Genomic DNA, 24,412 nt, shown 5'->3' on the forward strand with positions numbered 1-24,412 from the left:
CGGGCCGCCCTCCCCGACGGATGAGCGCGGCGCATCCGCCGAATATCGAGCACACCAACCTGTCGCCGCAGCCGGGCGGCCGTAGCGCGGCTAGCGCGCGTCCTGAAGGCCGCGTAGCTGCCGGATGTGCAACCACTCCACCGCCGGCATCGCCGCGGTGACGACCCCGGCCACCGCGTAGACCACCCAGGACGGGCCGTCGTGACCGGCGGCCATCAGGTACGTCGCCGCCGCGGCCGCAATCAGAGCGGCACCCATCGTGCCGGTGAGGATGACGGTGCCGCGCAACCAAACCCGGTCCACCGCGGCGCCGGACCACTCCGTCGCCGGCTCCGCCGCCTGCATCCTCGGCTGGCGCGCCCGCTCGGCCGCGGTGCGCGGCGCGGGGGCCATGAGGCGCACCGGAGGCCGGTCCGGCGCGCCCGCCGGACCCGCTCCCGGCCGGGTTGCCGGCTCGATCAGGCCCATGCGACGGGCCCGCAACAGCACCGGGATCGCCCCGGCGATGATCAGCGCGGACACGATGATGACGGCGTACAGCCCCCACGGGGTGTGCGAGCCGCCGGCCGTCTTGTGAAAGCCCCGGCCCAGATTCGCCAGCGCGACGGCGGCGGCCACGCTGACGCCCAGCAACACCAGCCAGACGGCGGCGCAGGCGCCGATCAGGAGGCGATCGATGACGTCGGGCGCGATGGTGTCCGAACCGCGCCGGTAGGCCGAATATCTGCTGACCATCAGCAGCTCGTCTGCGGTGCGTCGCTGTTGTTCGACGACAGCACCGCTCCGTCGCTGGTGGTGATCGAGCAATTGAGCCGGCTGACCCGGAAGAGGCTGGAGGCCTGGACCGATCCGACGTCGGACGTGGAGATCGGTGTCACGGTCATCGACCACGGGATGTACACGTTGTGCTGGGTGCGGGACCGGCCGGAGGCGTCGACGTAGGTCACCGAGATGATGTCCCCCGGCGCCTTGGTGCCGGTCACCGAATAGGTCACCTGCCGCGGCCCGGCCGGCGTCGTCGTAGGCGGGGGCGCCGCCGCCGCGGTCGAGGTGGCCGGCGGCGGAGCCGGCGCGGGCGGGGGCGGCGGTGGCGGCGGTGGCGGCGGAGAGGGCGTCACCGTGACGGTATGCGTCTCGGTTGCCGTCGGCGGCGGCGGCGCCTCGGTGGTGGGCGGTGGCGGCGGAGGAGGCGGCGGTTTGGTGGTCGTTATCTCGTCCTGCGGGGCCGGCGCCGACGGGGTGGTCGTGGTGGCGGGGTTCGCCAGCTTGTTGGTGTCGGTGCGCGTGACGAGCAGCGAGACCGAGACCACCAGCGCGATCGCGGCCACGATGGCGGCGATGCCGACCACCCACGGCCAGCGCGGTGCGTGGTGTTCGTCGTCCGGGTCGGCAGACTCGTCGTAGCCGTCGTAGTCGTACAGCCGCAGATCGGCCGGCAGGTATGGGCCGCTGAGGAAATGCTCGGATTCGGGCGCCGAGTAGGCCCGCGAGTATGCGTCCGTCTGACCGGTCTGTTCCGCAGGCGCGATCTCGGCGCCTTCGTCGACGGGTTCCGGCTCCTCGTGGGAATCGACTGCCTCGTGTCCCGACTCGTCGCCGGAGACCGGTTCGTCAGGTTCCCGGCCCGGGGGATTCGGCCCGCTCATAATCGCCTGCCCTGTCCAACTGCATCACCAGCGCGCGGGGCTTCACGGGTACCTCGTTGCGCGCGCGCTTGGGAGTTTCTCATATGCCTGGGCAAACCCTACCGAACCGGATGAAGCGGGATGTCTTGGCAAACGGGCCACCGATCAACTGATGCCCTGATTGTGACCTTTGAGTCGCAAATCAGTGCTTCTCGGGGCCGATGTAGTACTCGAAGACCAATCCGGCCGCCGAAGCAAGGACGAACACCACCCCGGCGACGATCAGCCACGGCAGCCACAGCGCGATGCCGGTCGCCGCCACCGCGGCCGCCAGCGCGATCAGGATCGGCCACCAGCTGTGCGGCGCGTAGAACCCCAATTCCCCTGCGCCGTCGCTGATCTCGGCGCCCTCGTAGTCCTCGGGCCGGGTGTCCAGCCGGCGCGCGACGAACCGGAAGAACGTCGCGGTGATCAGCGCCAGGCCACCGGTCAGCGCCAGCGCGGTGGTACCCGCCCACTCCTCACCGCCGGTGGCGTACAGCGCGGTCAGCACCCCGTACAGCACCGCCACCAGGAGGAAGAAAGCGGCGATGAATTCGAACAGCCTCGCTTCGATATGCATTGAGCGTCCTCACCTACTGGCTTGTGGTCATTTCACCGCGGCGGGTATCGAACGGGTGGGTGGTCACCGCGACCGGCGACTGCGCGATCGCCTTCAGCGCCTCGGCGTTGTTCTTGCCGGCGACCCGCTGCTGCAGGTAGGCCTTGAAGTCGTTGGCCGCCACCACCCGAACCTCGAAGTTCATCATCGAGTGATAGGTGCCGCAGAACTCGGCGCAGTGCCCGACGAACGCGCCGGTCTTGGTGATCTCGTCGACCTGGAACACGTTGACTGAGTTGTTCGCCTGGGGGTTGGGCAGCACGTCGCGCTTGAACAGGAATTCCGGCACCCAGAAGGTGTGCACGACGTCCGCGGAGGCCAACTGGAATTCGATACGCTTGCCGGCCGGCAGCACCAGCACCGGAATCTCGGTCGCGGTTCCCAGGGTCTCGACCTTGTCGTAGTTCAGGTAGGTCCGGTCCTGGGGGTTGAGCCCGCGCACCGCGCCGACGCGCTCCTCGCCGTGGGCGTCTTTACCCTCGGGCCTGGACACCATCGCGGCCTTGCGCGCGGGATCGGCGCCTTCGTAGGTCAGCGTGCCGTCCTTGAAGTTGACGCGCTGATAACCGAACTTCCAGTTCCACTGGAAGGACGTGACGTCGACGACGACCTCGGGATCCTTGGCCAGATGCGTCATCTTCTCCTGCACCACCACGGTGAAATAGAACAGCACCGAGATGATGAGGAAGGGCGTCACGGTCAGGCCCAGCTCGAGGGGCATGTTGTAGCCGAACTGCCGGGGCAGTTCGGTGTCGGTGGCCTTCTTCCGGTGAAACGCCGACGACCAGAAGATCAGCCCCCACACGATGACCCCGACGACGAGGGAGGCGATCACCGCTCCCAACCACAGCTGCCGGTTGACATGGGCCTGCGGCGTGATGCCCTCCGGCCACCCCATGCCCAGCGCCTCCGACCAGCTGCATCCGCTCAGGGTGACCGCCAGCACGCCCAGCGTCGCGGCCAGCGCCAGCGGCCGCAGACGACGGGAAAGACCCCCGGACCGGCGCTGGAACCTGGCCTGCGACAAACGTTGCGAACGGACCTGCTCGCGAGGTGTCACGTTGGCGCCTCCTGCTCGGATATCGAATACTACGCAGCGTAGACCACGCCGCTTACCTCGGCGACGAAACCCCGACCCGTCAGCGGTGTGCGGCACCACATGTGGCGGCCACGTGCGGCATACTGGGGCGCCGTGTGTGGTCTGCTGGCGTTCCTCGCGGCCTCCGCCGGGGGCGATCCGGCCAGAGCCGACGGCGCCATCTCCCGCGCGTCGCACCTGATGCGCCACCGCGGGCCCGACGAGCCGGGAACGTGGGCCGACCCCGGCGCCGACGGCCTGGTGGTGTTCGGCTTCAACCGGCTGTCCATCATCGACATCGCGCATTCGCACCAGCCGCTGCGTTGGGGGCCGCCGGAGGCGCCCGACCGCTACGTGCTGGTGTTCAACGGCGAGATCTACAACTATCTCGAGCTTCGCGACGAATTGGCCACGCGCCACGGTGCCGCGTTCGCGACCGACGGCGACGGCGAGGCCATCGTCGCGGGCTACCACCACTGGGGCACCGAGGTCTTGACCCGGCTGCGAGGCATGTTCGCGTTCGCGCTGTGGGACACCGTCACCCGCGAATTGTTCTGCGCCCGTGACCCGTTCGGCATCAAACCACTTTTCATGGCCACCGGCACCGGCGGCACCGCGGTGGCCAGCGAGAAGAAATGCCTGATGGAGCTGGCCCAACTGATCGGGTTCGACACCGGTATCGACGAGCGGGCGGTGCAGCACTACACGGTCCTGCAGTACGTGCCGGAGCCCGAGACGCTGCACCGCGGGGTGCGCCGGCTGGAATCGGGCTGCTACGCGCGCATCCGGCCCGGCATCGCGCCGGAGATCACCCGGTACTTCGTGCCGCGATTCGCCGCCACGCCGATCACCCGCGACGCCGAACAGGCCCGCTACGACGAGATCACCGCGGTGCTCGAGGACTCGGTGGCCAAGCACATGCGCGCTGACGTCACCGTCGGGGCGTTCCTGTCCGGCGGTATCGACTCCACCGCCATCGCGGCGCTGGCCATCCGGCACAACCCCAGGCTGATCACCTTCACCACCGGCTTCGAGCGCGAGGGGTTCTCCGAGATCGACGTGGCGGTGGCCTCGGCCGAGGCGATCGGCGCCCGCCACATCGCCAAGGTGGTCAGCCCCGACGAGTTCGTGGCCGCCCTGCCCGAGATCGTCTGGTACCTCGACGAGCCGGTTGCCGACCCGGCGCTGGTGCCGCTGTTCTTCGTCGCCCGCGAGGCCCGCAAGCACGTCAAGGTGGTGTTGTCCGGCGAGGGGGCCGACGAGCTGTTCGGCGGCTATACGATTTACCGGGAGCCGTTGTCGCTCAAGCCGTTCGACTATCTACCGCGGCCGGTGAGGCGGTCGATGGGCAAGGTGTCCAAGCCGCTGCCGGAGGGGATGCGCGGCAAGAGCCTGTTGCACCGCGGGTCGCTGGCGCTCGAGGAGCGCTACTACGGCAACGCCCGCAGCTTCTCCGACGCGCAGTTGCGCGACGTGCTGCCCGGGTTCCGCGACGAGTGGACCCACACCGACGTGACCGCATCGGTGTACGCCCAGTCGGCCGGCTGGGACCCGGTGGCCCGCATGCAGCACGTCGACCTGTTCACCTGGCTGCGCGGCGACATCCTGGTCAAGGCCGACAAGATGACGATGGCCAACTCGCTGGAGCTGCGGGTGCCGTTCCTGGATCCCGAGGTGTTCGCCGTCGCGTCCAGATTGCCCGTCGAGGCCAAGATCACGCGCACGACCACCAAGTACGCGCTGCGACGCGCGCTGGAGCCGATCGTTCCCGCGCATGTGCTGCACCGGCCCAAGCTCGGCTTTCCGGTGCCGATCCGGCATTGGCTGCGCGCGGGCGAACTGCTGGAGTGGGCGTATGCGCTGGTGGACTCGTCGCAGGCCGATCGCCTGGTCGACCCGGCCGCGGTGCGCCGGATGCTCGACGAGCACCGAAGCGGCACAAGCGATCACAGCCGCCGGCTGTGGACGGTGCTCATCTTCATGCTGTGGCACGCGATCTTCGTCGAGCACAGCGTGGTGCCCAGGATCAGCGAGCCCGTCTACCCGGTCCAGCTTTAGCGCCTCGCGAAAAATCACGCGAAATTCCGCAGCGTGGTTACGCTCGCGGCGTCAACTCAGGCGAGCACGGCGGCGATCTCGGCGGCCGCGTCCTCGCCGTAGGCGCCGGCCAGCCGGGACTTCGCCACCTCGTGGTCCCAGGCCCACTCCTGCGTCCCGACCGACTCGAGCACCAGCACCGCCACCAGCGAGCCCAGCTGCGCAGAGCGCTCCAGGCTCAGGCCCGCGCTGCGCCCGGTCAGGAAACCGGCGCGGAAAGCGTCGCCGACGCCGGTGGGGTCGGTCTGGCTGGTCTCGGGCACCACGTCGACGTGCGTGGTGGTGCCGTCGGGCTCGACCAGGTCGACGCCCTTGGGGCCCAGCGTGGTCACCCGCAGGCCCACCATGCCCTGCACCTCGGCTTCCGACCAGCCGGTCTTGTTGAGCAGCAGCTCCCACTCGTAGTCGTTGGTGAACAGGTAGGCGGCGCCGTCGACGAGCCTGTCGATCTCGTCACCCGACAAGCGCGGCAGCTGCTGGGACGGGTCGGCGGCGAACGGCAGGCCGAGCTTGCGGCACTCCTCGGTGTGCGCCACCATCGCGTCCGGGTCGTTGGCCCCGATGATGACCAGGTCCGGCTCCCCCACGGACGACACGACGTCGGCGAGCTTGATGTTGCGGGCCTCCGACATGGCCCCGGGATAGAACGACGCTATCTGGGCCATGTCGAGGTCGGTGGTGCAGACGAAGCGCGCGGTGTGCGCGGTCTTGGAGATCAGCACGTGGTCGCAGTTGACACCGTGGGACTGCAGCCACCGCCGGTAGTCGTCGAAATCGTCGCCGGCCGCACCCACCAGGGTGACGTCCCCGCCCAGCACGCCGATGGCGAAGGCGATGTTGCCCGCCACACCGCCGCGATGGATGACCAGGTCGTCGACCAGGAAGCTGAGCGATACCTTCTGCAGATGATCAGCCAGCAGCTGCTCGGAAAATTTGCCGGGGAACCGCATCAGGTTGTCGGTCGCAATCGAACCAGTCACCGCGATCGTCACGAAGTCTCCATCCGTCGTTAGTAAGGTTATCTAGCTTACTCAGGCGTATCGGGCGTCGTCGCGTCCCGGTCGGCGCAAAGCCGTGCGCTAGCCTGCCTTACGAACGACTCAAGTCGCCGGGACCCCAGTCCTCGGGCCCCGGGCCCCGGCCCGCCCGATGGTCCCTTCCACCACCGTAGGAGAACCACATGGCAGGTCCGCACCCGCCGAACCACACCGTCGGCGCCGCCGGACCAACGCCCCACGCCGAATCCCGGCCGCTCGAGTTCCCCCATCAGCCCGCCGCTCCGGGCAACTATGCGGGTCAGCCGCCCCCGGTGCCCTACCCGAGGCGACGGCCCAGGCGGCGGCTGCTCATCGGCGCGCTGATGGCCGTCGCGCTGGTGGCCGCGATGACGCTGGCGATCGCGTACGGGGTCCGCACCAATGGGGCCAACACCGGCACCTCGTTCTCCGAGGGCGCGGCCAAGACCGCGATCCAGGGCTACCTGGACGCCCTCGAGCACCGCGACGTCGACGTCATCATGCGCAACGCGCTGTGCGGCATGTACGACGCGGTGCGCGACAAGCGGAATGACCAGGCGCTGGCCAAAATGAGCAGCGACGCCCTGCGCAAGCAGTTCTCCGAGGTCCAGCTCACGTCGGTCGACAAGATCGTGTACCTGTCGCAATATCAGGCCCAGGCGCTGTTCACCATGCGGGTATCCCCCGCGACCGGCGGCCCGACGCGCGACGGCGTGCAGGGCCTTGCCCAGCTGCTTTTCCAGCGCGGCCAGATCATGGTGTGCGCGTACGTGCTCCGCACCGCGGGCTCGTACTAAGCGGCGAGACCGGTCAGTTGAACGAGTCCCCGCAGGCGCACGAACCCGTGGCGTTGGGGTTGTCGATGGTGAAGCCCTGCTTTTCGATGGTGTCGACGAAGTCGATGGACGCGCCCTCGACGTAGGGCGCGCTCATCCGGTCCACGGTCAGCGTCACGCCACCGAACTCGGCGGTCAGGTCGCCATCCAGCGACCGGTCGTCGAAGAACAGGTTGTACCGCAGGCCGGCGCATCCGCCCGGCTGGACCGCGATGCGCAGCGCCAGGTCGTCACGGCCCTCCTGGTCCAGCAGGGACTTCGCCTTGGCAGCGGCGGCTTCGGTGAGGATCACGCCATGCGTCTTGGCGCTCGACTCGTTTTGCACCGTCATTGCTTCTCCTACATAGCTCATGGTCGGGCACGACCCGCGCGGGGAACGCCCACTGCCTCAACGGTACATTGCGGGACCGCTATTCCCGAGTCGCGCCGCCACCTCAGATGCCAAACCCATGAGCTGGTTGGCCGCGTCGGCCTGCGCCAACCGCACCGAACCGGCGTAATCGGCGATCGACAGGGCGGACATGATGCCCGACGAGCGCACCGCGGAATTTTCCAGGCCGACCTGGCCGGCCAGCACGATCACCGGAATTCCCAGCGCACCGGCCGACTCCGCAAGGCAGCCCACCACCTTTCCGTGCAGGGACTGCTCGTCGAACCGGCCTTCACCTGTGACGATCATGTCCGCGGTCTCGAGATCGTCGGCCAGGCGGGTGTGCTCGGCGATGATTTCCGCGCCCAATTCACACCGGCCGCCCAGCGCAAGCAGGCCGGCGCCAAGACCACCGGCGGCGCCCGCGCCGGGTTCCGAGCTCACGTCCCGGCCCGCCGCCGCCTCCAGTTCGAGCGCCCACGCCTCGAGCCGGACTTCGAGCGCGGCGACGGTGACGGTGTCCGCGCCCTTCTGCGGCCCGAACACCTTGGCCGCGCCCCACGGGCCCAACATCGGGTATTCGGTGTCGGTGGCGGCGATCAGGTCCACGTTGGTCATTGCCCGGCGAGCCTCTTGCAGCCCGCCGAGCTGGGTGATCATTCCCTTCCCGCCGTCGGTGCACGCGCTGCCGCCCAACCCGACCACGATGCGGCTCGCCCCGGCCCGCAACGCCTCGGCGATGAGCTGACCGACGCCGCTGCTGTCGGCCGTCAGCGCGGTCTCCAGGGTGGGAGGACCACCGAGCAGGGCGAGGCCGCACGCCTGCGCACACTCCAGGTAGGCGGTCGACGAGCGACGGTCGAACACCCACTCGGCGTCCACCTGGGTTCCCAGCGGCCCGAACACCTTCACTCGCCGCTTCTGTCCCAGCCGGCTGGCCAGCACCTCGATGAAGCCCGGGCCGCCGTCCGACTGCGGGGCGACGATGAACCGATCGGCCGGACGCGATCGGGTCCAACCGGTCGCGATGGCGGCGGCGGCCTGCACGGCGGACAAACTGTCCCCATAGCAATCCGGGGCGACCAATACCTGCATGGCCGGCAGCCGGAGACGGCCGGGTGCGAGGCCATCATCCGAGGCCATCGTGCCGTCGCTCATCACAGGTAGCCATTCATCACAGTCAAGCGTAGGTGCAAGCGTCGCGCTGGCGCATGGCTAATAACGACGCATTCCGGGGGCGTTACCGGGTGGTCCCCCGGGCCAGTAACCTGGCACTGTGAAACTGATGGGCCGTAAGAAGGGCCAGGACGACGTCCTCGAAGGATCCGCCGAGGTGGCGGCGAAAATCGACGCTGCCGGTTCCGTGGACACCGCGGCACGCAGGACCGGCCCCAAGGGTCGGCCCACGCCCAAGCGCAGCGAGGCCCGGCGCAACCCGCGGAAGGGCCCGATCGCACCGGCACCCATGACCGCGTCGGAGGCGCGCGCCCGCCGGAAATCTCTGGCCGGCCCCAAACTCAGCCGCGAGGAGCGCCGGGCCGAGAGGACCGCAGGCCGCGCGCGCATGACGGATCGCCGCGAGCGCATGATGGCCGGCGAAGAGGCATACCTGTTGCCGCGCGATCAGGGGCCCATCAAGCGCTACGTGCGCGACGTGGTGGACTCCCGGCGCAACCTGCTCGGCCTGTTCATGCCGGCGACGATGCTTTTGCTGGTCGCCTCGATCGGCGTCCCGCTGCTGCAGCTCTACGCCACCCCGGCGATGCTGGTGCTGATGGTCGTCATGGGCGTCGACGCGGTGATCCTGGGACGCAAGGTCAGCAAGCTGGTGGACGAGAAGTTCCCGAAAAACACCGAAAGCCGTTGGAAGCTGGGCATTTACGCCGCGGGCCGGGCTTCACAGCTGCGCCGCATGCGGGCGCCCCGGCCCCAGGTCGAGCGCGGCAGCAGTGTTGGCTGAGCGGCGCCCGAAAGCCGTCTGATCCCGGTGCGCACCCTGGTGCTCGGCGGGATCAGGTCCGGGAAGTCACGCTGGGCCGAGGAAGCCATCGCCACGTCGCTGCCGCCCGGTGAGCCGGTCCGTTACCTGGCCCCCGCGGTGACGGGCCGGGCCGACGCGGACTGGGCCGACCGGGTCGCGCGGCACCGGGACCGTCGGCCCGCCCATTGGTCGACGGTCGAAACCGACGACGTCGCAGCCGAATTGCGGCGGGCGCCGGGCACCCCGGCGCTTGTCGACGACCTCGGCGGCTGGCTGACCGGCACGCTGGACCGCAACGACGCGTGGGACGACGGCTCGGTGGCGGCCCCCATCGACGAAATGCTCGTGGCCATAACGGCATTCGGTTCGACGCTGGTGCTGGTGAGCCCGGAGGTCGGGCTGAGTGTGGTGCCGGCCACGGCGTCCGGTCGCCGGTTCGCCGACGAGTTGGGCGGCCTCAACCAGCGCGTCGCGGAGCTGTGTGATCGGGTGGTGCTGGTGATGGCCGGGCAGGCGGTGCAGATCAAGCCGTCGGGAACCTGATGGAATTCGCGCCAGTCACGCCGCTCGATGCGGTCGCCGCCGCGGCGGCCCGCGCCCGCCAGGACGCGCTGACCAAGCCCCGCGGCGCCCTGGGCCGCCTTGAGGACCTGTCGGTTTGGGTCGCGTCCTGCCAAGGGCGTTGTCCGCCAAAACAATTCGAGCGCGCCCGGGTGGTGGTCTTCGCGGGCGACCACGGTGTCGCACGGTCGGGGGTGTCCGCGTACCCGCCGGAGGTCACCGCCCAGATGGTCGCCAACATCGACGGCGGCGGCGCGGCGATCAACGTGCTGGCCGGCATCGCCGGCGCGACGGTGCGACTGGCGGACATCGCCGTCGACGCCGAGGCGGCCTCCGAGCGGATCGGCGCCCACAAGGTGCGGCGCAGCAGCGGGGACATCAGGACGCAGGACGCGCTTTCCGACGATGAGACGGTCGCCGCGATCGCCGCCGGCCGGGCCATCGCCGACGAGGAGGTCGACGCCGGCGCAGACCTGCTGATCGCGGGCGACATGGGGATCGGAAACACCACCGCGGCGGCGGTTTTGGTGGCGGCGCTGACCAACGCCGAGCCGGTCACGGTGGTCGGCTTCGGGACCGGCATCGACGACGCGGGATGGGCGCGCAAGACCGCCGCGGTGCGTGACGCGCTGTTCCGGGCGCGGCCGGTGCTGCCCGACCCCGTGGGGCTGCTCCGCTGCTGCGGCGGCGCGGATTTGGCCGCAATGGCCGGCTTTTGCGCCCAGGCCGCGGTGCGGCGCACCCCGCTACTGCTCGACGGCGTGGCGGTGACCGCCGCGGCGTTGGTCGCCGAGCGACTCGCGCCCGGCGCGCGGCAGTGGTGGCAGGCCGGTCACCGGTCGACGGAACCGGCCCATGAGCTGGCCCTGGCGGCGCTCGAAATGGACCCGATTCTGGACCTGCGCATGCGGCTGGGCGAGGGCACCGGCGCCACGGTGGCGCTGCCGGTGCTGCGCGCCGCGGTGGCTGCGTTGTCACTGATGGCGACGTTCGAAGAAGCCGGGGTGGCCGGCCCGTCCATCCCGCAGCCGTGATGCGTTCTTTGGCAACGGCTTTCGGGTTCGCAACGGTGCTGCCCGTACCGCGGAACGTCCCGATGGGCCGCGGCGCGATGACCGCGCTGCCCGTGGTCGGCCTCGCGCTGGGGGCGCTGGCCGCCGGCGTGACGTGGTGCGGCGCCGCGGCTTTCGGTCCGTCCAGCCCGCTGCCCGGGCTGCTCGCCGTGGCGGCACTGCTGCTCGTGACCCGCGGGCTGCACATCGATGGCGTCGCCGACACGGCCGACGGGCTGGGCTGCTACGGCCCGCCGCAGCGAGCACTGGCGGTGATGCGCGACGGATCGACCGGACCGTTCGGTGTGGCGGCCGTCGTGCTGGTGATCCTGTTGCAGGGGTTGGCCTTTTCGGCGCTGAGACCGCCGGCAGTCGTGCTGGCGGTCTTCGCCGGGCGGGTGACGGCGGTGCTGGCCTGCCGGCGGTCGGTGCCGGCGGCCGGGGGCAGCGCGCTGGGGGCGCGGGTGGCCGGCAGCCAGCCCGCGCCGGTGGTGGCCGCCTGGGCCGCGGCGCTCCTCGCGGTTTCGCTGCTGGCGGGCCCGCGACCGTGGCAGGGGCCGGTGGCGGTGCTGGTGGCGGTGGGCTGCGGCGCGGCGCTGGTGGCGCATTGCGTGCGCCGGTTTGGCGGCATCACCGGCGACGTGCTGGGCGCCGCGATCGAACTCACCACGACGGTGTGCGCTCTGGCGCTGGCGGCGTTGCACTAGCGGGGGGTGGGTCCCACCCGCGCCGCTAGGCTAGCCCAGCCGGGCCATCCAGCCGTGCGTATCGGCGAAGGTGCCCCGCTGAATCCCGGTCAGCGTGTCGCGCAGCGCCATCGTCACCTCGCCCGGTTGCCCGTCGGCAATGGTGAACTCGTTGTCGCCGTACTTCACCCGCGAAACCGGGGTGATGACGGCGGCGGTGCCACAGGCGAAGACCTCGGTGATCTCACCGGCGGCGGCCTTCTTCTGCCACTCGTCGATGTCGATCCTGCGCTCCTCGACCGAGAACCCGGCATCAATGGCCAACTGCAGCAACGAGTCCCGGGTGATGCCGGGCAGCAGCGAGCCGGACAGCTCCGGGGTGACCAGCCGCGCCGATCCGCCGCTCCCGAAGACGAAGAACAGGTTCATCCCGCCCATCTCTTCGATGAAGCGGCGCTCGACCGCGTCGAGCCACACCACTTGGTCGCAGCCGTTTTCGGCGGCCTGGGCCTGGGCCAGCAGCGAGGCGGCGTAGTTTCCACCGAACTTGGCCGCACCGGTGCCGCCGGGACTTGCCCGCACGTATTCCGTCGACACCCACACGGTGACGGGGCTGATGCCGCCCTTGAAGTAGGCGCCGGCCGGCGAGGCGATCAGCAGGTAGCGGTACTGCTTGGCCGGCCGCACACCCAGTCCCGGCTCGGTCGCGAAGATGAACGGCCGCAGGTACAGCGCCTCCTCGCCGCCGGTCCGCGGCACCCACGCCTTGTCGACAGCGACGAGCTGGCAAAGGGATTCGACGAACAGGGATTCGGGCAGCTCGGGAATCGCCAGCCGTCGCGCTGACGAACGCAACCTGGCCGCGTTGGCCTCCGCGCGAAACGACACTATCGAGCCGTCCGCCCAGCGGTACGCCTTGAGCCCCTCGAAGACTTCCTGCGCGTAGTGCAGCACGATCGCCGACGGGTCCAATTCGATCGGGCCGTACGGGATGACGCGCGCGTCATGCCACCCCCGGCCCTCGTCGTAGTCGATCGACACCATGTGGTCGGTGAAGTATTTGCCGAAACCCGGCTCCGCCAGGATTGATTCACGTTCTGCGTCGGTCGCCGGATTAGACGCGCGTAGAACCGTGAACTCGAGTGAGCCGCTGGTCATGGGGCCGATTCTATATCCGCGCGGCACCGGGTTTTTCCCACGTGAACCCCTGGCGGCTAACGCGTTTTCACGGCGACGAAGGGCGGGCGCACCACCTCGCACTCGACGGCGCGGCCACGGACGTCGACGGTGACGTGCCGGCCGTCCTCGATTCCGGCGTCGGTGTCGATCAACGCCAGCCCGATACCGGCCTGCAGCGTCGGCGAGAACGTCCCCGAGGTGGTGAACCCGACCGGGGCGTCGCCGGCCAGTACCGTCAGCCCGGGGCGCAGCACCCCCCGGCCGACCATCCGCAGCCCGCGCAGCAGCCGACGCGGTCCCGCCGCCTTCTCGGCCAGCAGCGCGTCGCGGCCGAAGAACGCATCCTTCTTCCAGCCGACCGCCCAGCCGCATCGGGCCTGCAGCGGCGAGATGTCGAGCGAAAGCTCGTGCCCGTGCAGCGGATAGCCCATCTCGGTGCGCAGCGTGTCGCGGGCGCCGAGCCCGGCGGGCTCTCCCCCGGCGGCCGTCACCGCGGCGATCAGCGCGTCGAACACCATCCCCGCGGAGTCCCAGGGCGGCAGCAGCTCGTAGCCGTGCTCGCCGGTGTACCCGGTGCGACAGACGCGCACCGGCACTCCTGAGTAGGAGGCGTCGGCGTAGCCCATGTAATCCATGTCGGCCGGCAGGCCCAGCTCGCCGAGGACGCCCGCCGATCGTGGGCCCTGCACCGCCAGCACCGCATACGAGCGATGCTCGTTGGTGATGGTCAGCCCGGGCCCCGAACCGGCTTCAGCAGCCGCCCGCAGCGCCTCGACCACCACCGCGGTGTTGGCGGCGTTGGGCACCAGGAAGATCTCGTCGTCGTCGACGTAGTAGGCGATCAGGTCGTCGATGACGCCGCCGGATTCGGTGCAGCACAACGTGTATTGCGCCTGGCCCGGGCCGATGCGGCCCAGGTCGTTGGTCAGCGCCGAGTTGACGAACTGAGCCGCGCCCGGCCCGCGCACCAGCGCCTTGCCGAGGTGGCTCACGTCGAACAGGCCGACCGCGTTGCGGGTGGCGTTGTGTTCGCCGACCGTGCCGGCGTAGGACACCGGCATCGACCAGCCGCCGAACTCCGCGAAAGTTGCGCCCAGGTCGCGGTGGCGGTCTTCCAGCGGTCCGTGCTGTAGCTCGGTCACGACGCCCCACCCTAATCAGGGGCATTGCTGGCACACTTGGGCAGGTGTCCGGTCCGCTCGACTCCCTGGATTTCGGAGAGCTGGAGGCCGCGGGTATCGCAAACCCCCGCGAGCGGTCCGACCTGATCAAGTACCTGGACGGGCTCGGCTTCACCGTCGGCGAAATGGCGGAGGCCGAACGGCGCGGGCGGCTGTTCGGCCTGGCCGGCGATGTCCTGGCGTGGTCGGGACCCCCGATCTACACCGTGCAGTCCGCGGCGGAACGACTCGGACTGTCCGCCGACGACGTGGCGCACGCGTGGGCGTTGCTCGGCCTGACCGTCGCCGGTCCCGATGTCCCCGCGCTGAGCCAGGCCGACGTCGACGCCCTGTCGACCTGGGTGGGGCTCAAGGCGGTGGTCGGCGAGGACGGCGCGCTCGGGATGCTGCGGGTGCTCGGCGCCGCGATGGCCCGCCTGGCGGAGGCCGAGTCGACGGTGATCCGGGCCGGGACGCCGGACATCCAGATGAACCACACCCACGACGAGCTCGCCACTGCGCAGGCATACCGGTCGGTCGCCGAGTTCGTCCCCCGCATCGGGGCCCTGATCGACGTCGTGCACCGGCATCACCTGACCAGCGCCCGAACCCACTTCGAGGGCGTCCTCCGGGACACGACGGCGAGCGTGGTGTGCGGCATCGGTTTTGCGGATCTGTCCAGCTTCACCGCGTTGACCCAGACCCTGACGCCCGCGCAGTTGTCGGACTTGCTCACGGAGTTCGGCGGCACCGTCGCGGACGTGGTGCATGCCGACGGCGGTCGGGTGGTGAAGTTCATCGGCGACGCCGTGATGTGGGTGTGCTCGTCGCCCGAGCGGCTCGCGCAGGCGGCGCTCGATCTCGTCGACCATCCGCGGGCGCGCGAGGAGGGCCTGGATGTGCGCGCCGGTCTCGCGTACGGCGAGGTGCTGGCCATCAACGGCGACTACTTCGGCATCCCGGTGAACCTGGCCGCCCGGCTGGTGGCGGCCGCCGCGCCGGGGCAGATCCTGGCCGCGGCCGCGCTCCACGAGCGGTTGCCGGACTGGACCGCCGCGCCCCACGGCCCGTTGACGCTCAAGGGTTTCGACGCGCCGGTGACGGCGTTCGACCTGCACGGGCGGGAAAGCCCCGGCCCGAGTGACTAGGGTGGTTGCCCGTGACCACCACCGAACCGGGCTACCAGGCCCCCACCGTCAACGTCGCCACCTCGCTGCCCAAACGTGGCGCGGGTTCCGCGGTATTGCTGGTGCCGGTCGTCTCGACCGGCGACGAGGACAGGCCGGGAGCCGTCGTCTCGGCGGCCGGCCCGTTCCTGTCCGCCGACGCGGTCGCCGAGATCGAGTCCGGCCTGCGGGCGCTCGAGGCCACCGGCGGCAGCGAGCAGGTGCACCGGCTGGTGGTGCCGTCGCTGCCGGTGGCCAGCGTGCTGACCGTCGGGCTGGGCAAGCCGCGGCCCGAATGGCCGGCCGAGGTGATCCGCCGCGCCGCCGGCGTGGCGGCGCGGTCGCTGGGTGGGGCCGAGGCGGTGCTCACGACGCTGACAGCGCTGCCCGGTGCATCCGGCGACGACGTCTGCTCGGCCACCGTCGAGGGGCTGATCCTGGGCGCCTACCGGTTCAGCGAGTTCCGCAGCGACAAGACGGCACCGAAGGACAAGGGGCTGCGCAAGATCACCGTGCTGTCCACCTCCAAGGACGCCGAGAAGGACAGCGCGCACGGGGCGGCCGTCGCGACCGCGGTCGCCACCGCGCGTGACTTGGTCAACACGCCGCCGAGTCACCTTTTCCCCGCCGAATTCGCCAGGCGCGCAAAGGTTTTGGGCGAATCCGTCGGGCTCGAGGTGGAGGTGCTCGACGAGAAGGCGCTGCAGAAGGCCGGGTACGGCGGGGTGATCGGTGTCGGCCAGGGCTCGTCGCGCCCGCCCCGGTTGGTGCGGCTCGTGCATCGGGGCTCGAAGCTGGCGAAAAGCAAGAAGGGCAAGGCTGGAAAGCGAGTTGCTTTGGTCGGCAAGGGCATCACGTTCGACACCGGCGGCATCTCGATCAAGCCGGCGGCGTCGATGCACTACATGACCTCGGACATGGCCGGCGCGGCCGCCGTCATCGCGACCGTCGCGCTGGCCGCGCAGCAGCAGTTGCCCATCGACGTGATCGCCACGGTGCCGATGGCCGAGAACATGCCGTCGGCGACGGCGCAGCGCCCGGGCGACGTGCTGACCCAGTACGGCGGAACCACGGTCGAGGTGCAGAACACCGACGCGGAGGGCCGGCTCATCCTGGCCGACGCCATCGTGCGGGCGTGCGAGGACGACCCGGACTACCTGATCGAGACGTCGACGCTGACCGGCGCGCAGACGGTGGCGCTGGGCGCCCGGATCCCCGGGGTGATGGGCAGCGACGAGTTCCGCGACCGCGTCGCGGAGATCTCGCAGCGGGTGGGCGAGAACGGCTGGCCGATGCCGCTTCCCGACGAGCTCAAGGAGGACCTGAAGTCCACGGTGGCCGACCTGTCGAACATCAGCGGGCAGCGCTTCGCCGGCATGCTGGTGGCGGGGGTGTTCCTGCGGGAGTTCGTCGCCGACGGGGTGGCGTGGGCGCACATCGACGTGGCCGGCCCGGCCTACAACACCGGCAGCCCGTGGGGCTACTCACCGAAGGGCGCCACCGGCGTGCCGACCCGCACCATGTTCGCGGTGCTCGAGGACATCTGCGAAAACGGCTGACCGCCGACCGTGGCAGCGCCGAGCGTCGCGCTGGCGTGACGCTCGGCGCTGTACGCCACGCTGGCGTGACGCTCGGCGCTGGCCGCTACTTCGTCAGCAGCGAAATGACGGCCCGGCTCAGCTTGCGGCGCGGCCAGCCGGTCACGCGGGCGGCGGCCAGCGCGGCGTCGGCCGCGTTGCGCCCGCACGCACCGTGCACGGAACCGCCCGGGGTGGCCGACGCGCTGCCCAGATACAGGCCCTCGACCGGGGTTTCGGCGCGGCCCATCCCGGGTGCGGGACGAAAGATCAGCATCTGCTGCAACTGCGCGGTGCCGCCGTTGAGCGCGCCCAGGTGCAGGTTGGCGTCGCTGGCCTCCAGGTCCGACGGGCGCTGCACGAACCGGTCGATCACGGCCGAGCCGAAGCCGGGGGCGTGCTCCTCGATGACGTGGTCCATCGACTTGGCGAGCCGCTCGGCCGCGGCGTCGTCGGCCACATTGCGCGGCAAATGCGTATACGCCCAAACACTTTCGGTGCCCTCCGGCGATCGGCTTGGGTCCGCCGTGGTGGTCTGGCCCAGCAGCATGAACGGATGCTCGGGCACCACCCGGGTGTTCAGGTCGGCCATCCAGCGCACCAGCCCGTCGGCGTCGGCCCCCAGGTGGACGGTGCCCACACCGCGCAGCCTCTTCGCCCGCCACGGAATGGGGCCGTCGAGCGCGTAGTTGACCTTAACCACCGGTGGATCCCAGACGTAGTGCTCGAGCTCGCGGCGCAGCCCGGCCGGGACAGCGTCCCCGGGCAGCATGTCGCAGAACAGCCGCGGCGCGGTCACGTCGGCCACGATAGCCCGGCGGGCCCGCACCGTTCGCCCGCCGGCGGTGGTCACCCCGACCGCCCGGCCGCCGCGCACCTGGATGCGGGACACGTTCTGGTTGCACTCGATGCGCGCGCCGGCCGAGCCGGCCCGCCGCACCAGCGCCGCCGTCAGCTGACCCGAACCACCGACGGGCACCGGCCAGCCGCGATCCTGGGCGAGCATCGTCATCAGAAAACCCATCGCACCGCTGACGGGCGCGTCCGGCGGGACGTCGGCGTGCATCGCGTTGCCCAGCAACAGGATTCGCGGCGCCTCGCCGTCGAACAACTGCCCCGCCATGGCGTTGGCGGGCTGGATCAACAGGCGGGCGAGCCGGACGGCGTCGGCGGTGCCCAGCTTCAGCAGCAGCCGCAGCATCGGGCGCACGGGTGGAAACGGCGCCAGCATGGCATCCAGCAGTGGCGCCTTGATTTTCTGCCACAACTCCACCGCGCGCCACCAGTTGTCGCCGTCCGCGTGCTCCCGACGCGCCAATTCCGTTGCGGTGCGGGCCGGGTCGGGGTAGATGATGGGCGGGTCATCGTCGGTCCCGCCGCGCGGATGGCCCACCACCGCCGGCGCGCGGGACCAGCGCAGCCCGTTGTCTTCCAGCCGCAACGCCTCCATCGCCGGCGAGGCCACCGTCATGGGGTAGAACGAGCTGAACAGGTCGGTGATGTACCCCGGTGTCAGTTCGGCGCTGCGCACCGCCCCGCCCGGCTCGGGCTGGGCCTCGAGCACCAGCACGTCCCAACCGGCGTCGGCCAGCATCGCCGCCGCCACCAGCCCATGGTGTCCGGCCCCGATGACGACGGCGTCGGCCGTCTCGTCGGCCATGCCCTATTTGACCTGGCTGGGCTCTAGACGTTCGGCGAGGGCCGTCAAGCGCAACAAGCATTCCCGGTTGCGCGGGTAGACGGCCGCCAGGACCAGTCGGTCGGGAAGCAGCCGCAGCGGCCCGGAGGCCGGCGTCTCGACCATTTCGATGCGGCACCCGTCAGGAATGTCCTTGACCCGCAACGTTATCCGGGCTGAACCGAGCGCCCCGAGGCCCGCCCGCAGCACGAGTTCCTCACCGGGCGTGCAGCTTTCGACTACCGTCTCGTCGCTGATCACCAACGGCCACACCCCGACCGAGTGCTTGATGGCCGACCCGGGCTGTGGCCAATTCGAGTCGACCGCGCGGGTTCGGCTGTTGCCCACCACCCACTGCGCATACGTCCACCCGTCGGTCATCGCATCCCAGATCTGCTGGCGGGAAGCCCGCACTTCGCGGGTGGTGGCCATCTGTCGAGTCGCAGTCATTGCCCTCGAATACCCCGCTCGGGGGGAACTATGCGCCGCATCGGCCACCGGCGATCGGTTTAGGAGCGGCGGCCAGTGGTTACTACGCCGTTACCAAGCTCGCGTTTGACGGGAGGCTAATAGTGACTGTGCGACGGATGATCATCGCAGTGGGTGCCGTGCTTTTGCTGGCCGGGATCATCGGGTTGGTGGTGCCGGTGTCCGTCTCGGACGGCAACGGCAATTCCGTCTCATGCGGGAACGGGATCGCCATGGACCTGAACAGCGCCAGGAACGCCAACGACAAGAACGGTGCCAACATCCCCATCCTCAACCAAGTCCTCCCGCACACCGACTACGTGGCGCAATGCCAATCGGCGGTGAACAGCCGGCGCAGCTGGACCATCCCGTTGGCCGTCATCGGTGCACTCGCGATCGGCGGCGCGCTGCTGGTGCGACGACCAGCGGGGTCTAGAACCGTCTAGATCACGCGCACCCGCGCGGTGCTGCGCAACGCCTGCGGGGCCACGCGCGAAAGGCCGTAGAACGCATACGCTTCCGGCGCGACGGGACGGATCGGCTGCTGCTTCTTGACCGACGACAAGATCGCCCTGGCGACCTTGTCCGGCCCGTAGTGGCGCAGCGCGAACAGCCTGCCGATCTGGCCCCGCCGGTCGTCGACGTTCTCGTCCTTGCCGGCCGGTGCGCTGAAGCGGGTGGTGCTGATGATGTTGGTGTTGATGACGCCGGGGCAGATCGTGGTCAGCCCGACCCCATCGGCGTCCAGTTCGGCGCGCAGGCAGTCGGAGAACATATAGGCGGCGGCCTTCGAGGTGCAGTAGGCGCTCAGCGACTGCAGCGGCGAGTAGGCGGCCATGGAGGCCACGTTGACGATGTAGCCGCCGGTGCCGCGCTCGACCAGGCGCCGCCCGAAGGACCGGCAGCAGTTGACCACGCCGCCCAGGTTGATGTCGAGCACCCGGTCGAACTCCTCGGCCGGGGTGTCCAGGAACCCGCCCGCCGCCCCGATGCCGGCGTTGTTGACCACGACGTCGGGGACGCCGTGCTCGGCGCTGACCCGCTCGGCGAACGCCTCGACCGCGCCGGCGTCGGACACGTCGAGCACGTACGCGTGCGCGACGCCGCCGCGGGCGGCGATCTCGGCGGCGGTCTCCTTGACGGTGGCCTCGTCGATGTCGCTGACCACCAGCTCGGCGCCGTGGCGGGCGAACGCGAACGCGGTCTCCCGGCCGATGCCGCTGCCCGCGCCGGTGACCGAGACCAGGGTGTCGCCGAAGTCCCCGCGCGGGCGCCCGACCTGCGCGCGCAGCATCGCGCGGCCCGGCTGTTCGCCGTCGGCCAGGTCGGCGAAGTCGTGCACCGCCGCGGCCATCACCTGCGGGTGCGACATCGGTGAGAAGTGGCCGGCCTTGATGTCGCGGCGCCACAGCCGCGGCACCCAGCGCGCCGTGTCGTCGAACCCGTAGGGCCGGATGTACTTGTCCTGCGTGTTGACGATCAGCTGCACCGGCACGTCGATGACGTGCAACTCGCGCTTGCGCGAGAACGACCGAAAGTAGTTGGCGGGATAGGTTTTCACCGAGTGGGCGGCGTCGCTGGGCAGCTTGGCGGAGTGGTGGATCTTCTCGTCGGGGATGTTGTCGACCGCGTTGCGCCGCAGCGCCGGGATCGACAGCGCCAGCCGCAGGCACAGCGGCGCCAGCATCGGGATCGAGAAGAACAGCATGTAGGTCAGCCGCAGCGCCTGGCTGATCGCCCGCAGGAACCTCCGCGGCCGCCATGGGCGCCGCAACCCGCCGAAGATGTACTCGACCAGTTGGTCCTGGCTGGGTCCGGACACCGAGGTGAACGAGGCGACCCGGTCGTCGGCGCCCGGGCGCTTCAGGTACTCCCAGATGCCGACCGAGCCCCAGTCGTGCGCCAGGACGTGCACCGGCTCGCCCGGGCTGAGCTCGCCGGTCACCGCGGCGAAGTCGTCGGCGAACCGCGCCATGGTGTAGGCCGACACCGGCTTGGGCGTCGACGACATGCCGACGCCACGGTTGTCGTAGCGGAGGACGCGGAACCGCTCGGCCAGCAGCGGGACGACACCGTCCCACAGGACGTGGGAGTCGGGGAAGCCGTGCACCAGCACGACGGTCGGGCCCTCGCGGTTGCCCTCCTCGTAGACGGCGATGCGCGCGCCGTCCGCGCTCTCGACGAACCGCTGGGGCACCTGTTCGATAGCCGGCATAAGACCCTCCCGCTCTGACTACGTCGCCACACCGTAGCAAGCGTGTTCGGGGTGCCCGGGCAACCGCGCGCCGTCCGCCCTGGATGTGTGCCGAGGAATGCGCAGTGACAGGATAGTTTCGGATAGCTACGTCGGTTCTCCCAAGCGAGATGCACGACCAACCCCGACCCAGCCCCGACCCACGAGCGATCGAGGAGTCAGAAAAGATGGCCTTCTCCGTCCAGATGCCGGCACTCGGTGAGAGCGTCACCGAGGGGACGGTCACGCGCTGGCTCAAGCAGGAAGGCGACACGGTCGAACTCGACGAGCCGCTCGTCGAGGTGTCGACCGACAAGGTCGACACCGAAATCCCTGCACCGGCCGCGGGCGTGCTGACCAAGATCGTCGCCCAGGAGGACGACACCGTCGAGGTGGGCGGCGAACTTGCCGTCATCGGCGAGGCGGGCGAGCAGGCTCAGGCCCAGCCCGCGGCGCCCAGCCAACCGGAACCCGAGCCGGAGCCGGAACCGCAGGCCGAGGCTCAGCCCGAGCCCCAACCCGCGGCGCCGCCCCCGGCGGCCCGGCCCGCGTCAGGCGGCGGCGCTTCCGGCGACTCCAAGCCGGTGCTGATGCCCGAGCTCGGCGAGTCGGTGGCCGAGGGCACCGTGACCCGCTGGCTGAAGAAGGTCGGTGATTCGGTTCAGGTCGACGAGCCGCTGGTGGAGGTGTCCACCGACAAGGTGGACACCGAAATCCCCTCACCGGTCGCCGGCGTCCTGGTCAGCATCACCGCCGAGGAGGACGCGACGGTGCCGGTGGGCGGCGAATTGGCGCGGATCGGCTCGAGCGCGCAGGCATCCGGCGCGAGCGCCCCGTCCGCTCCGGCGGCCCCGCCCGCGCCCCAGCCCGAACCGAAACCCGAGCCCGAGCCTCAGCCGGTTCCCGAGGCCAAACCGCCCGCCGCGCCCGAGGCGGCGCCGAAACCGCAACCGGCACAGGCCCCGCCCGCCGCGCAGGCCGGCGGCCCCGGTACGGACGGCGCGCCGTACGTGACGCCGCTGGTGCGAAAGCTGGCCAACGAAAACAGCATCGACCTTTCCGAGGTCACCGGCACCGGCGTCGGCGGTCGCATCCGCAAGCAGGACGTGCTCGCCGCCGCACAAAAGAAGGAACAAGCGAAGAAAGCGCCCGCACCCGCGCAGGCGCCCGCCGCCGCGCCGGCCGCGGGGCCGGCCAAGGCGGCTCCCGCGGCCGCGGCCGCCCCGGCTCCCGCGCTGGCACACCTGCGCGGCACCACGCAGAAGGCCAGCCGGATCCGTCAGATCACCGCGGCCAAGACCCGCGAATCCCTGCAGGCCACGGCCCAGCTCACCCAGACCCACGAGGTCGACATGACCAAGATCGTGGGCCTGCGGGCCAGGGCCAAGGCCGCGTTCGCCGAGCGCGAGGGCGTGAACCTGACCTACCTGCCGTTCATCGCCCGGGCCGTGATCGACGCCCTCAAGATCCACCCCAACATCAACGCCAGCTACAACGAGGACACCAAGGAGATCACCTACTACGACGCCGAGCACCTCGGCTTCGCGGTCGACACCGACCAGGGTCTGCTCTCCCCCGTCATCCACAACGCCGGCGACCTGTCGCTGGCCGGGCTGGCCAGGGCGATCGCCGACATCGCCGAGCGCGCCCGGTCGGGCAACCTCAAGCCCGACGAGTTGTCCGGCGGCACCTTCACAATCACCAACATCGGCAGCCAGGGCGCCCTGTTCGACACCCCGATCCTGGTTCCGCCTCAGGCGGCCATGCTGGGCACCGGCGCGATCGTGAAGCGGCCGCGGGTGATCGTCGACGAGTTCGGCAACGAGTCCATCGGCGTCCGCTCCGTGTGCTATCTGCCGCTGACCTATGACCATCGGCTGATCGACGGCGCCGATGCCGGACGTTTCCTCACCACGATCAAGCACCGGCTCGAAGAGGCAGCGTTCGAGGCCGATTTGGGTCTTTAGGAGGCTTGGACAACTGTGGCCAAGCCCGTCATCGCGATAGCGGGTTCGTCCGGCCTGATCGGCTCGGCCTTGGCTGCGGCGCTGCGCGCCGCCGACCACCCGGTGGTGCGCATCGTGCGCCGGACGCCGGCGAATTCCGAGGAACTGCACTGGAATCCCGACAGCGGCGATTTCGACGCCGACGCGCTGGCCGACATCGACGCCGTCGTCAACCTGTGCGGCGTCAACATCGCCCAGCGCCGCTGGTCGGGCGCGTTCAAGCAGAGCCTGCGCGACAGCCGCATCGCCCCCACCGAGGTGCTGGCCAACGCCGTCGCCGACGCCGGCGTCGAAACCCTGATCAACGCCAGCGCGGTGGGCTATTACGGAAACACCAAAGACCGCGTGGTCGACGAAAACGCCAGGGCGGGAAGGGGTTTCCTGGCCCAGCTGTGTGAGGACTGGGAGGCCGCCACGCTGCCGGCCCAATACGCCGGCACCCGGGTGGTGCTGGTCCGCACCGGCCTGGTGCTGGCGCGGTCGGGCGGCGCGCTGCGCCGGTTGCGGCCGCTGTTCTCGACGGGCCTGGGCGCCCGGCTGGGCAGCGGCCGCCAATACATGTCGTGGATCAGCCTCGAGGACGAGGTGCGCGCGCTGCTGTTCGCAATCTCACACCCGTCGCTGTCGGGCCCGGTGAACATGACCGGACCGGCGCCGGTGACGAACGCCGAGTTCACCACCGCCTTCGGGCGGGCCCTCAACCGCCCCACCCCGCTGATGCTGCCCGGTTTCGCGGTGCGGACCGCGCTCGGGGAGTTCGCCGACGAGGGGCTGCTCATCGGGCAGCGCGCGATCCCGTCGGCGCTGGAGCGCGCCGGTTTCCAGTTCCACCACAACACCATTGGCGAAGCGCTCGCCTACGCCACCGCCGGGCGCGATCACGACTAGCGGCGATCGCAAGCGCGGCGGGAGCCGGGCGAAGCGGGTCGCCGCCATCAGGACCAGCCCGCTCCGCCCCGGCCGACGCGTCGTCGGGCGAGTA

The 24,412-nt window shown here is 70.4% G+C and carries 23 protein-coding genes; 11 read left to right on the forward strand and 12 right to left on the reverse strand.

What is annotated here, in order from left to right:
* Positions 1-90: 90 nt before the first annotated feature.
* The 4 genes from VMD50_RS28120 to ctaC all read right to left on the reverse strand — a co-directional run bounded on the left by VMD50_RS28120 (position 91) and on the right by ctaC (position 3,346).
* A complete protein-coding gene (locus VMD50_RS28120) occupies positions 91-735 on the reverse strand; it encodes a DUF2561 family protein (RefSeq protein WP_325432970.1) in 645 nt (214 codons plus the stop codon).
* A complete protein-coding gene (locus tag VMD50_RS28125) occupies positions 735-1,646 on the reverse strand; it encodes an MmpS family transport accessory protein (protein WP_325432972.1) in 912 nt (303 codons plus the stop codon). The genes VMD50_RS28120 and VMD50_RS28125 overlap by 1 nt, the downstream gene beginning before the upstream one ends.
* Positions 1,647-1,827: 181 nt before the next feature.
* Positions 1,828-2,247 carry a cytochrome c oxidase subunit 4 gene (locus tag VMD50_RS28130; protein ID WP_325432974.1) on the reverse strand — a complete coding sequence of 140 codons (420 nt, stop codon included), beginning with the start codon at positions 2,245-2,247 and terminating at the stop codon, positions 1,828-1,830.
* 13 nt (positions 2,248-2,260) lie between these two features.
* A complete protein-coding gene (gene ctaC / locus VMD50_RS28135; RefSeq protein ID WP_325432976.1) occupies positions 2,261-3,346 on the reverse strand; it encodes an aa3-type cytochrome oxidase subunit II in 1,086 nt (361 codons plus the stop codon).
* A 132-nt stretch (positions 3,347-3,478) separates the two neighbouring features.
* Here ctaC and asnB point away from each other — a divergent pair, with 132 nt between their 5' ends.
* The gene (asnB, locus tag VMD50_RS28140; RefSeq protein WP_325432978.1) at positions 3,479-5,422 is read left to right on the forward strand and encodes an asparagine synthase (glutamine-hydrolyzing); all 1,944 of its coding nucleotides are present in this window, start codon (positions 3,479-3,481) and stop codon (positions 5,420-5,422) included.
* A 56-nt stretch (positions 5,423-5,478) separates the two neighbouring features.
* Here asnB and VMD50_RS28145 read toward each other — a convergent pair whose 3' ends face one another.
* Complete coding sequence (locus VMD50_RS28145) at positions 5,479-6,453, reverse strand: carbohydrate kinase family protein (protein ID WP_325432980.1); 975 nt, start codon at positions 6,451-6,453, stop codon at positions 5,479-5,481.
* A gap of 188 nt (positions 6,454-6,641) precedes the next feature.
* Between VMD50_RS28145 and VMD50_RS28150 the strand changes: the two genes are divergently transcribed.
* The gene (locus tag VMD50_RS28150; RefSeq protein WP_325432982.1) at positions 6,642-7,274 is read left to right on the forward strand and encodes an Rv0361 family membrane protein; all 633 of its coding nucleotides are present in this window, start codon (positions 6,642-6,644) and stop codon (positions 7,272-7,274) included.
* Between the two features lie 13 nt (positions 7,275-7,287).
* On the opposite strand, the gene VMD50_RS28155 is transcribed toward VMD50_RS28150, so the two are convergent.
* Complete coding sequence (locus VMD50_RS28155) at positions 7,288-7,644, reverse strand: iron-sulfur cluster assembly accessory protein (RefSeq protein WP_067871612.1); 357 nt, start codon at positions 7,642-7,644, stop codon at positions 7,288-7,290.
* A gap of 57 nt (positions 7,645-7,701) precedes the next feature.
* Positions 7,702-8,778 (reverse strand): glycerate kinase family protein, encoded by a 1,077-nt coding sequence (locus tag VMD50_RS28160; RefSeq protein ID WP_325433036.1) that lies wholly within the window; start codon positions 8,776-8,778, stop codon positions 7,702-7,704.
* Between the two features lie 181 nt (positions 8,779-8,959).
* On the opposite strand from VMD50_RS28160, the gene VMD50_RS28165 reads away from it, so the two are divergent.
* From VMD50_RS28165 to VMD50_RS28180, 4 genes are read left to right on the forward strand one after another with little or no spacing between them, the layout of a single operon-like run.
* Positions 8,960-9,643: a DUF3043 domain-containing protein gene (locus tag VMD50_RS28165; protein ID WP_325432988.1), complete on the forward strand. Its 684-nt coding sequence runs from the start codon at positions 8,960-8,962 to the stop codon at positions 9,641-9,643.
* A gap of 27 nt (positions 9,644-9,670) precedes the next feature.
* Positions 9,671-10,207 (forward strand): bifunctional adenosylcobinamide kinase/adenosylcobinamide-phosphate guanylyltransferase, encoded by a 537-nt coding sequence (locus VMD50_RS28170; protein ID WP_325432990.1) that lies wholly within the window; start codon positions 9,671-9,673, stop codon positions 10,205-10,207.
* Positions 10,204-11,259, forward strand: coding sequence for a nicotinate-nucleotide--dimethylbenzimidazole phosphoribosyltransferase (cobT, locus tag VMD50_RS28175; RefSeq protein WP_325433038.1), 1,056 nt, complete (start codon positions 10,204-10,206; stop codon positions 11,257-11,259). The genes VMD50_RS28170 and cobT overlap by 4 nt, the downstream gene beginning before the upstream one ends.
* Positions 11,256-11,984, forward strand: coding sequence for an adenosylcobinamide-GDP ribazoletransferase (locus tag VMD50_RS28180; protein WP_325432992.1), 729 nt, complete (start codon positions 11,256-11,258; stop codon positions 11,982-11,984). The genes cobT and VMD50_RS28180 overlap by 4 nt, the downstream gene beginning before the upstream one ends.
* 30 nt (positions 11,985-12,014) lie before the next feature.
* On the opposite strand, the gene VMD50_RS28185 is transcribed toward VMD50_RS28180, so the two are convergent.
* Together VMD50_RS28185 and gcvT are read right to left on the reverse strand one after the other, a co-directional pair.
* Positions 12,015-13,121 carry a branched-chain amino acid aminotransferase gene (locus tag VMD50_RS28185; protein WP_325432994.1) on the reverse strand — a complete coding sequence of 369 codons (1,107 nt, stop codon included), beginning with the start codon at positions 13,119-13,121 and terminating at the stop codon, positions 12,015-12,017.
* Positions 13,122-13,177: 56 nt separating this feature from the next.
* The gene (gene gcvT, locus VMD50_RS28190) at positions 13,178-14,284 is read right to left on the reverse strand and encodes a glycine cleavage system aminomethyltransferase GcvT (protein WP_325432996.1); all 1,107 of its coding nucleotides are present in this window, start codon (positions 14,282-14,284) and stop codon (positions 13,178-13,180) included.
* Between the two features lie 44 nt (positions 14,285-14,328).
* On the opposite strand from gcvT, the gene VMD50_RS28195 reads away from it, so the two are divergent.
* Positions 14,329-15,450 (forward strand): adenylate/guanylate cyclase domain-containing protein, encoded by a 1,122-nt coding sequence (locus VMD50_RS28195; RefSeq protein WP_325432998.1) that lies wholly within the window; start codon positions 14,329-14,331, stop codon positions 15,448-15,450.
* Between the two features lie 11 nt (positions 15,451-15,461).
* Entirely contained in the window at positions 15,462-17,027 is a 1,566-nt protein-coding gene (locus VMD50_RS28200) for a leucyl aminopeptidase (RefSeq protein WP_414686199.1), read from the forward strand.
* An 85-nt stretch (positions 17,028-17,112) separates the two neighbouring features.
* On the opposite strand, the gene VMD50_RS28205 is transcribed toward VMD50_RS28200, so the two are convergent.
* Positions 17,113-18,705 (reverse strand): phytoene desaturase family protein, encoded by a 1,593-nt coding sequence (locus tag VMD50_RS28205; protein WP_325433002.1) that lies wholly within the window; start codon positions 18,703-18,705, stop codon positions 17,113-17,115.
* Positions 18,706-18,708: 3 nt separating this feature from the next.
* Complete coding sequence (locus VMD50_RS28210) at positions 18,709-19,173, reverse strand: SRPBCC family protein (RefSeq protein ID WP_325433004.1); 465 nt, start codon at positions 19,171-19,173, stop codon at positions 18,709-18,711.
* Between the two features lie 122 nt (positions 19,174-19,295).
* Here VMD50_RS28210 and VMD50_RS28215 point away from each other — a divergent pair, with 122 nt between their 5' ends.
* Positions 19,296-19,637 carry an aminopeptidase gene (locus VMD50_RS28215; RefSeq protein WP_325433006.1) on the forward strand — a complete coding sequence of 114 codons (342 nt, stop codon included), beginning with the start codon at positions 19,296-19,298 and terminating at the stop codon, positions 19,635-19,637.
* Here VMD50_RS28215 and VMD50_RS28220 read toward each other — a convergent pair.
* Entirely contained in the window at positions 19,634-21,406 is a 1,773-nt protein-coding gene (locus tag VMD50_RS28220) for an SDR family oxidoreductase (RefSeq protein WP_325433008.1), read from the reverse strand. The genes VMD50_RS28215 and VMD50_RS28220 overlap by 4 nt on opposite strands.
* 206 nt (positions 21,407-21,612) lie before the next feature.
* Between VMD50_RS28220 and sucB the strand changes: the two genes are divergently transcribed.
* The gene (gene sucB / locus VMD50_RS28225; protein WP_325433010.1) at positions 21,613-23,391 is read left to right on the forward strand and encodes a 2-oxoglutarate dehydrogenase, E2 component, dihydrolipoamide succinyltransferase; all 1,779 of its coding nucleotides are present in this window, start codon (positions 21,613-21,615) and stop codon (positions 23,389-23,391) included.
* A gap of 15 nt (positions 23,392-23,406) precedes the next feature.
* On the forward strand, positions 23,407-24,318 hold the full coding sequence (locus tag VMD50_RS28230; RefSeq protein ID WP_325433012.1) for a TIGR01777 family oxidoreductase: 912 nt from the start codon (positions 23,407-23,409) through the stop codon (positions 24,316-24,318).
* The last annotated feature ends 94 nt before the right edge of the window (positions 24,319-24,412 follow it).

The organism is Mycobacterium sp. (assembly GCF_035506235.1).
Classification (GTDB): domain Bacteria; phylum Actinomycetota; class Actinomycetes; order Mycobacteriales; family Mycobacteriaceae; genus Mycobacterium.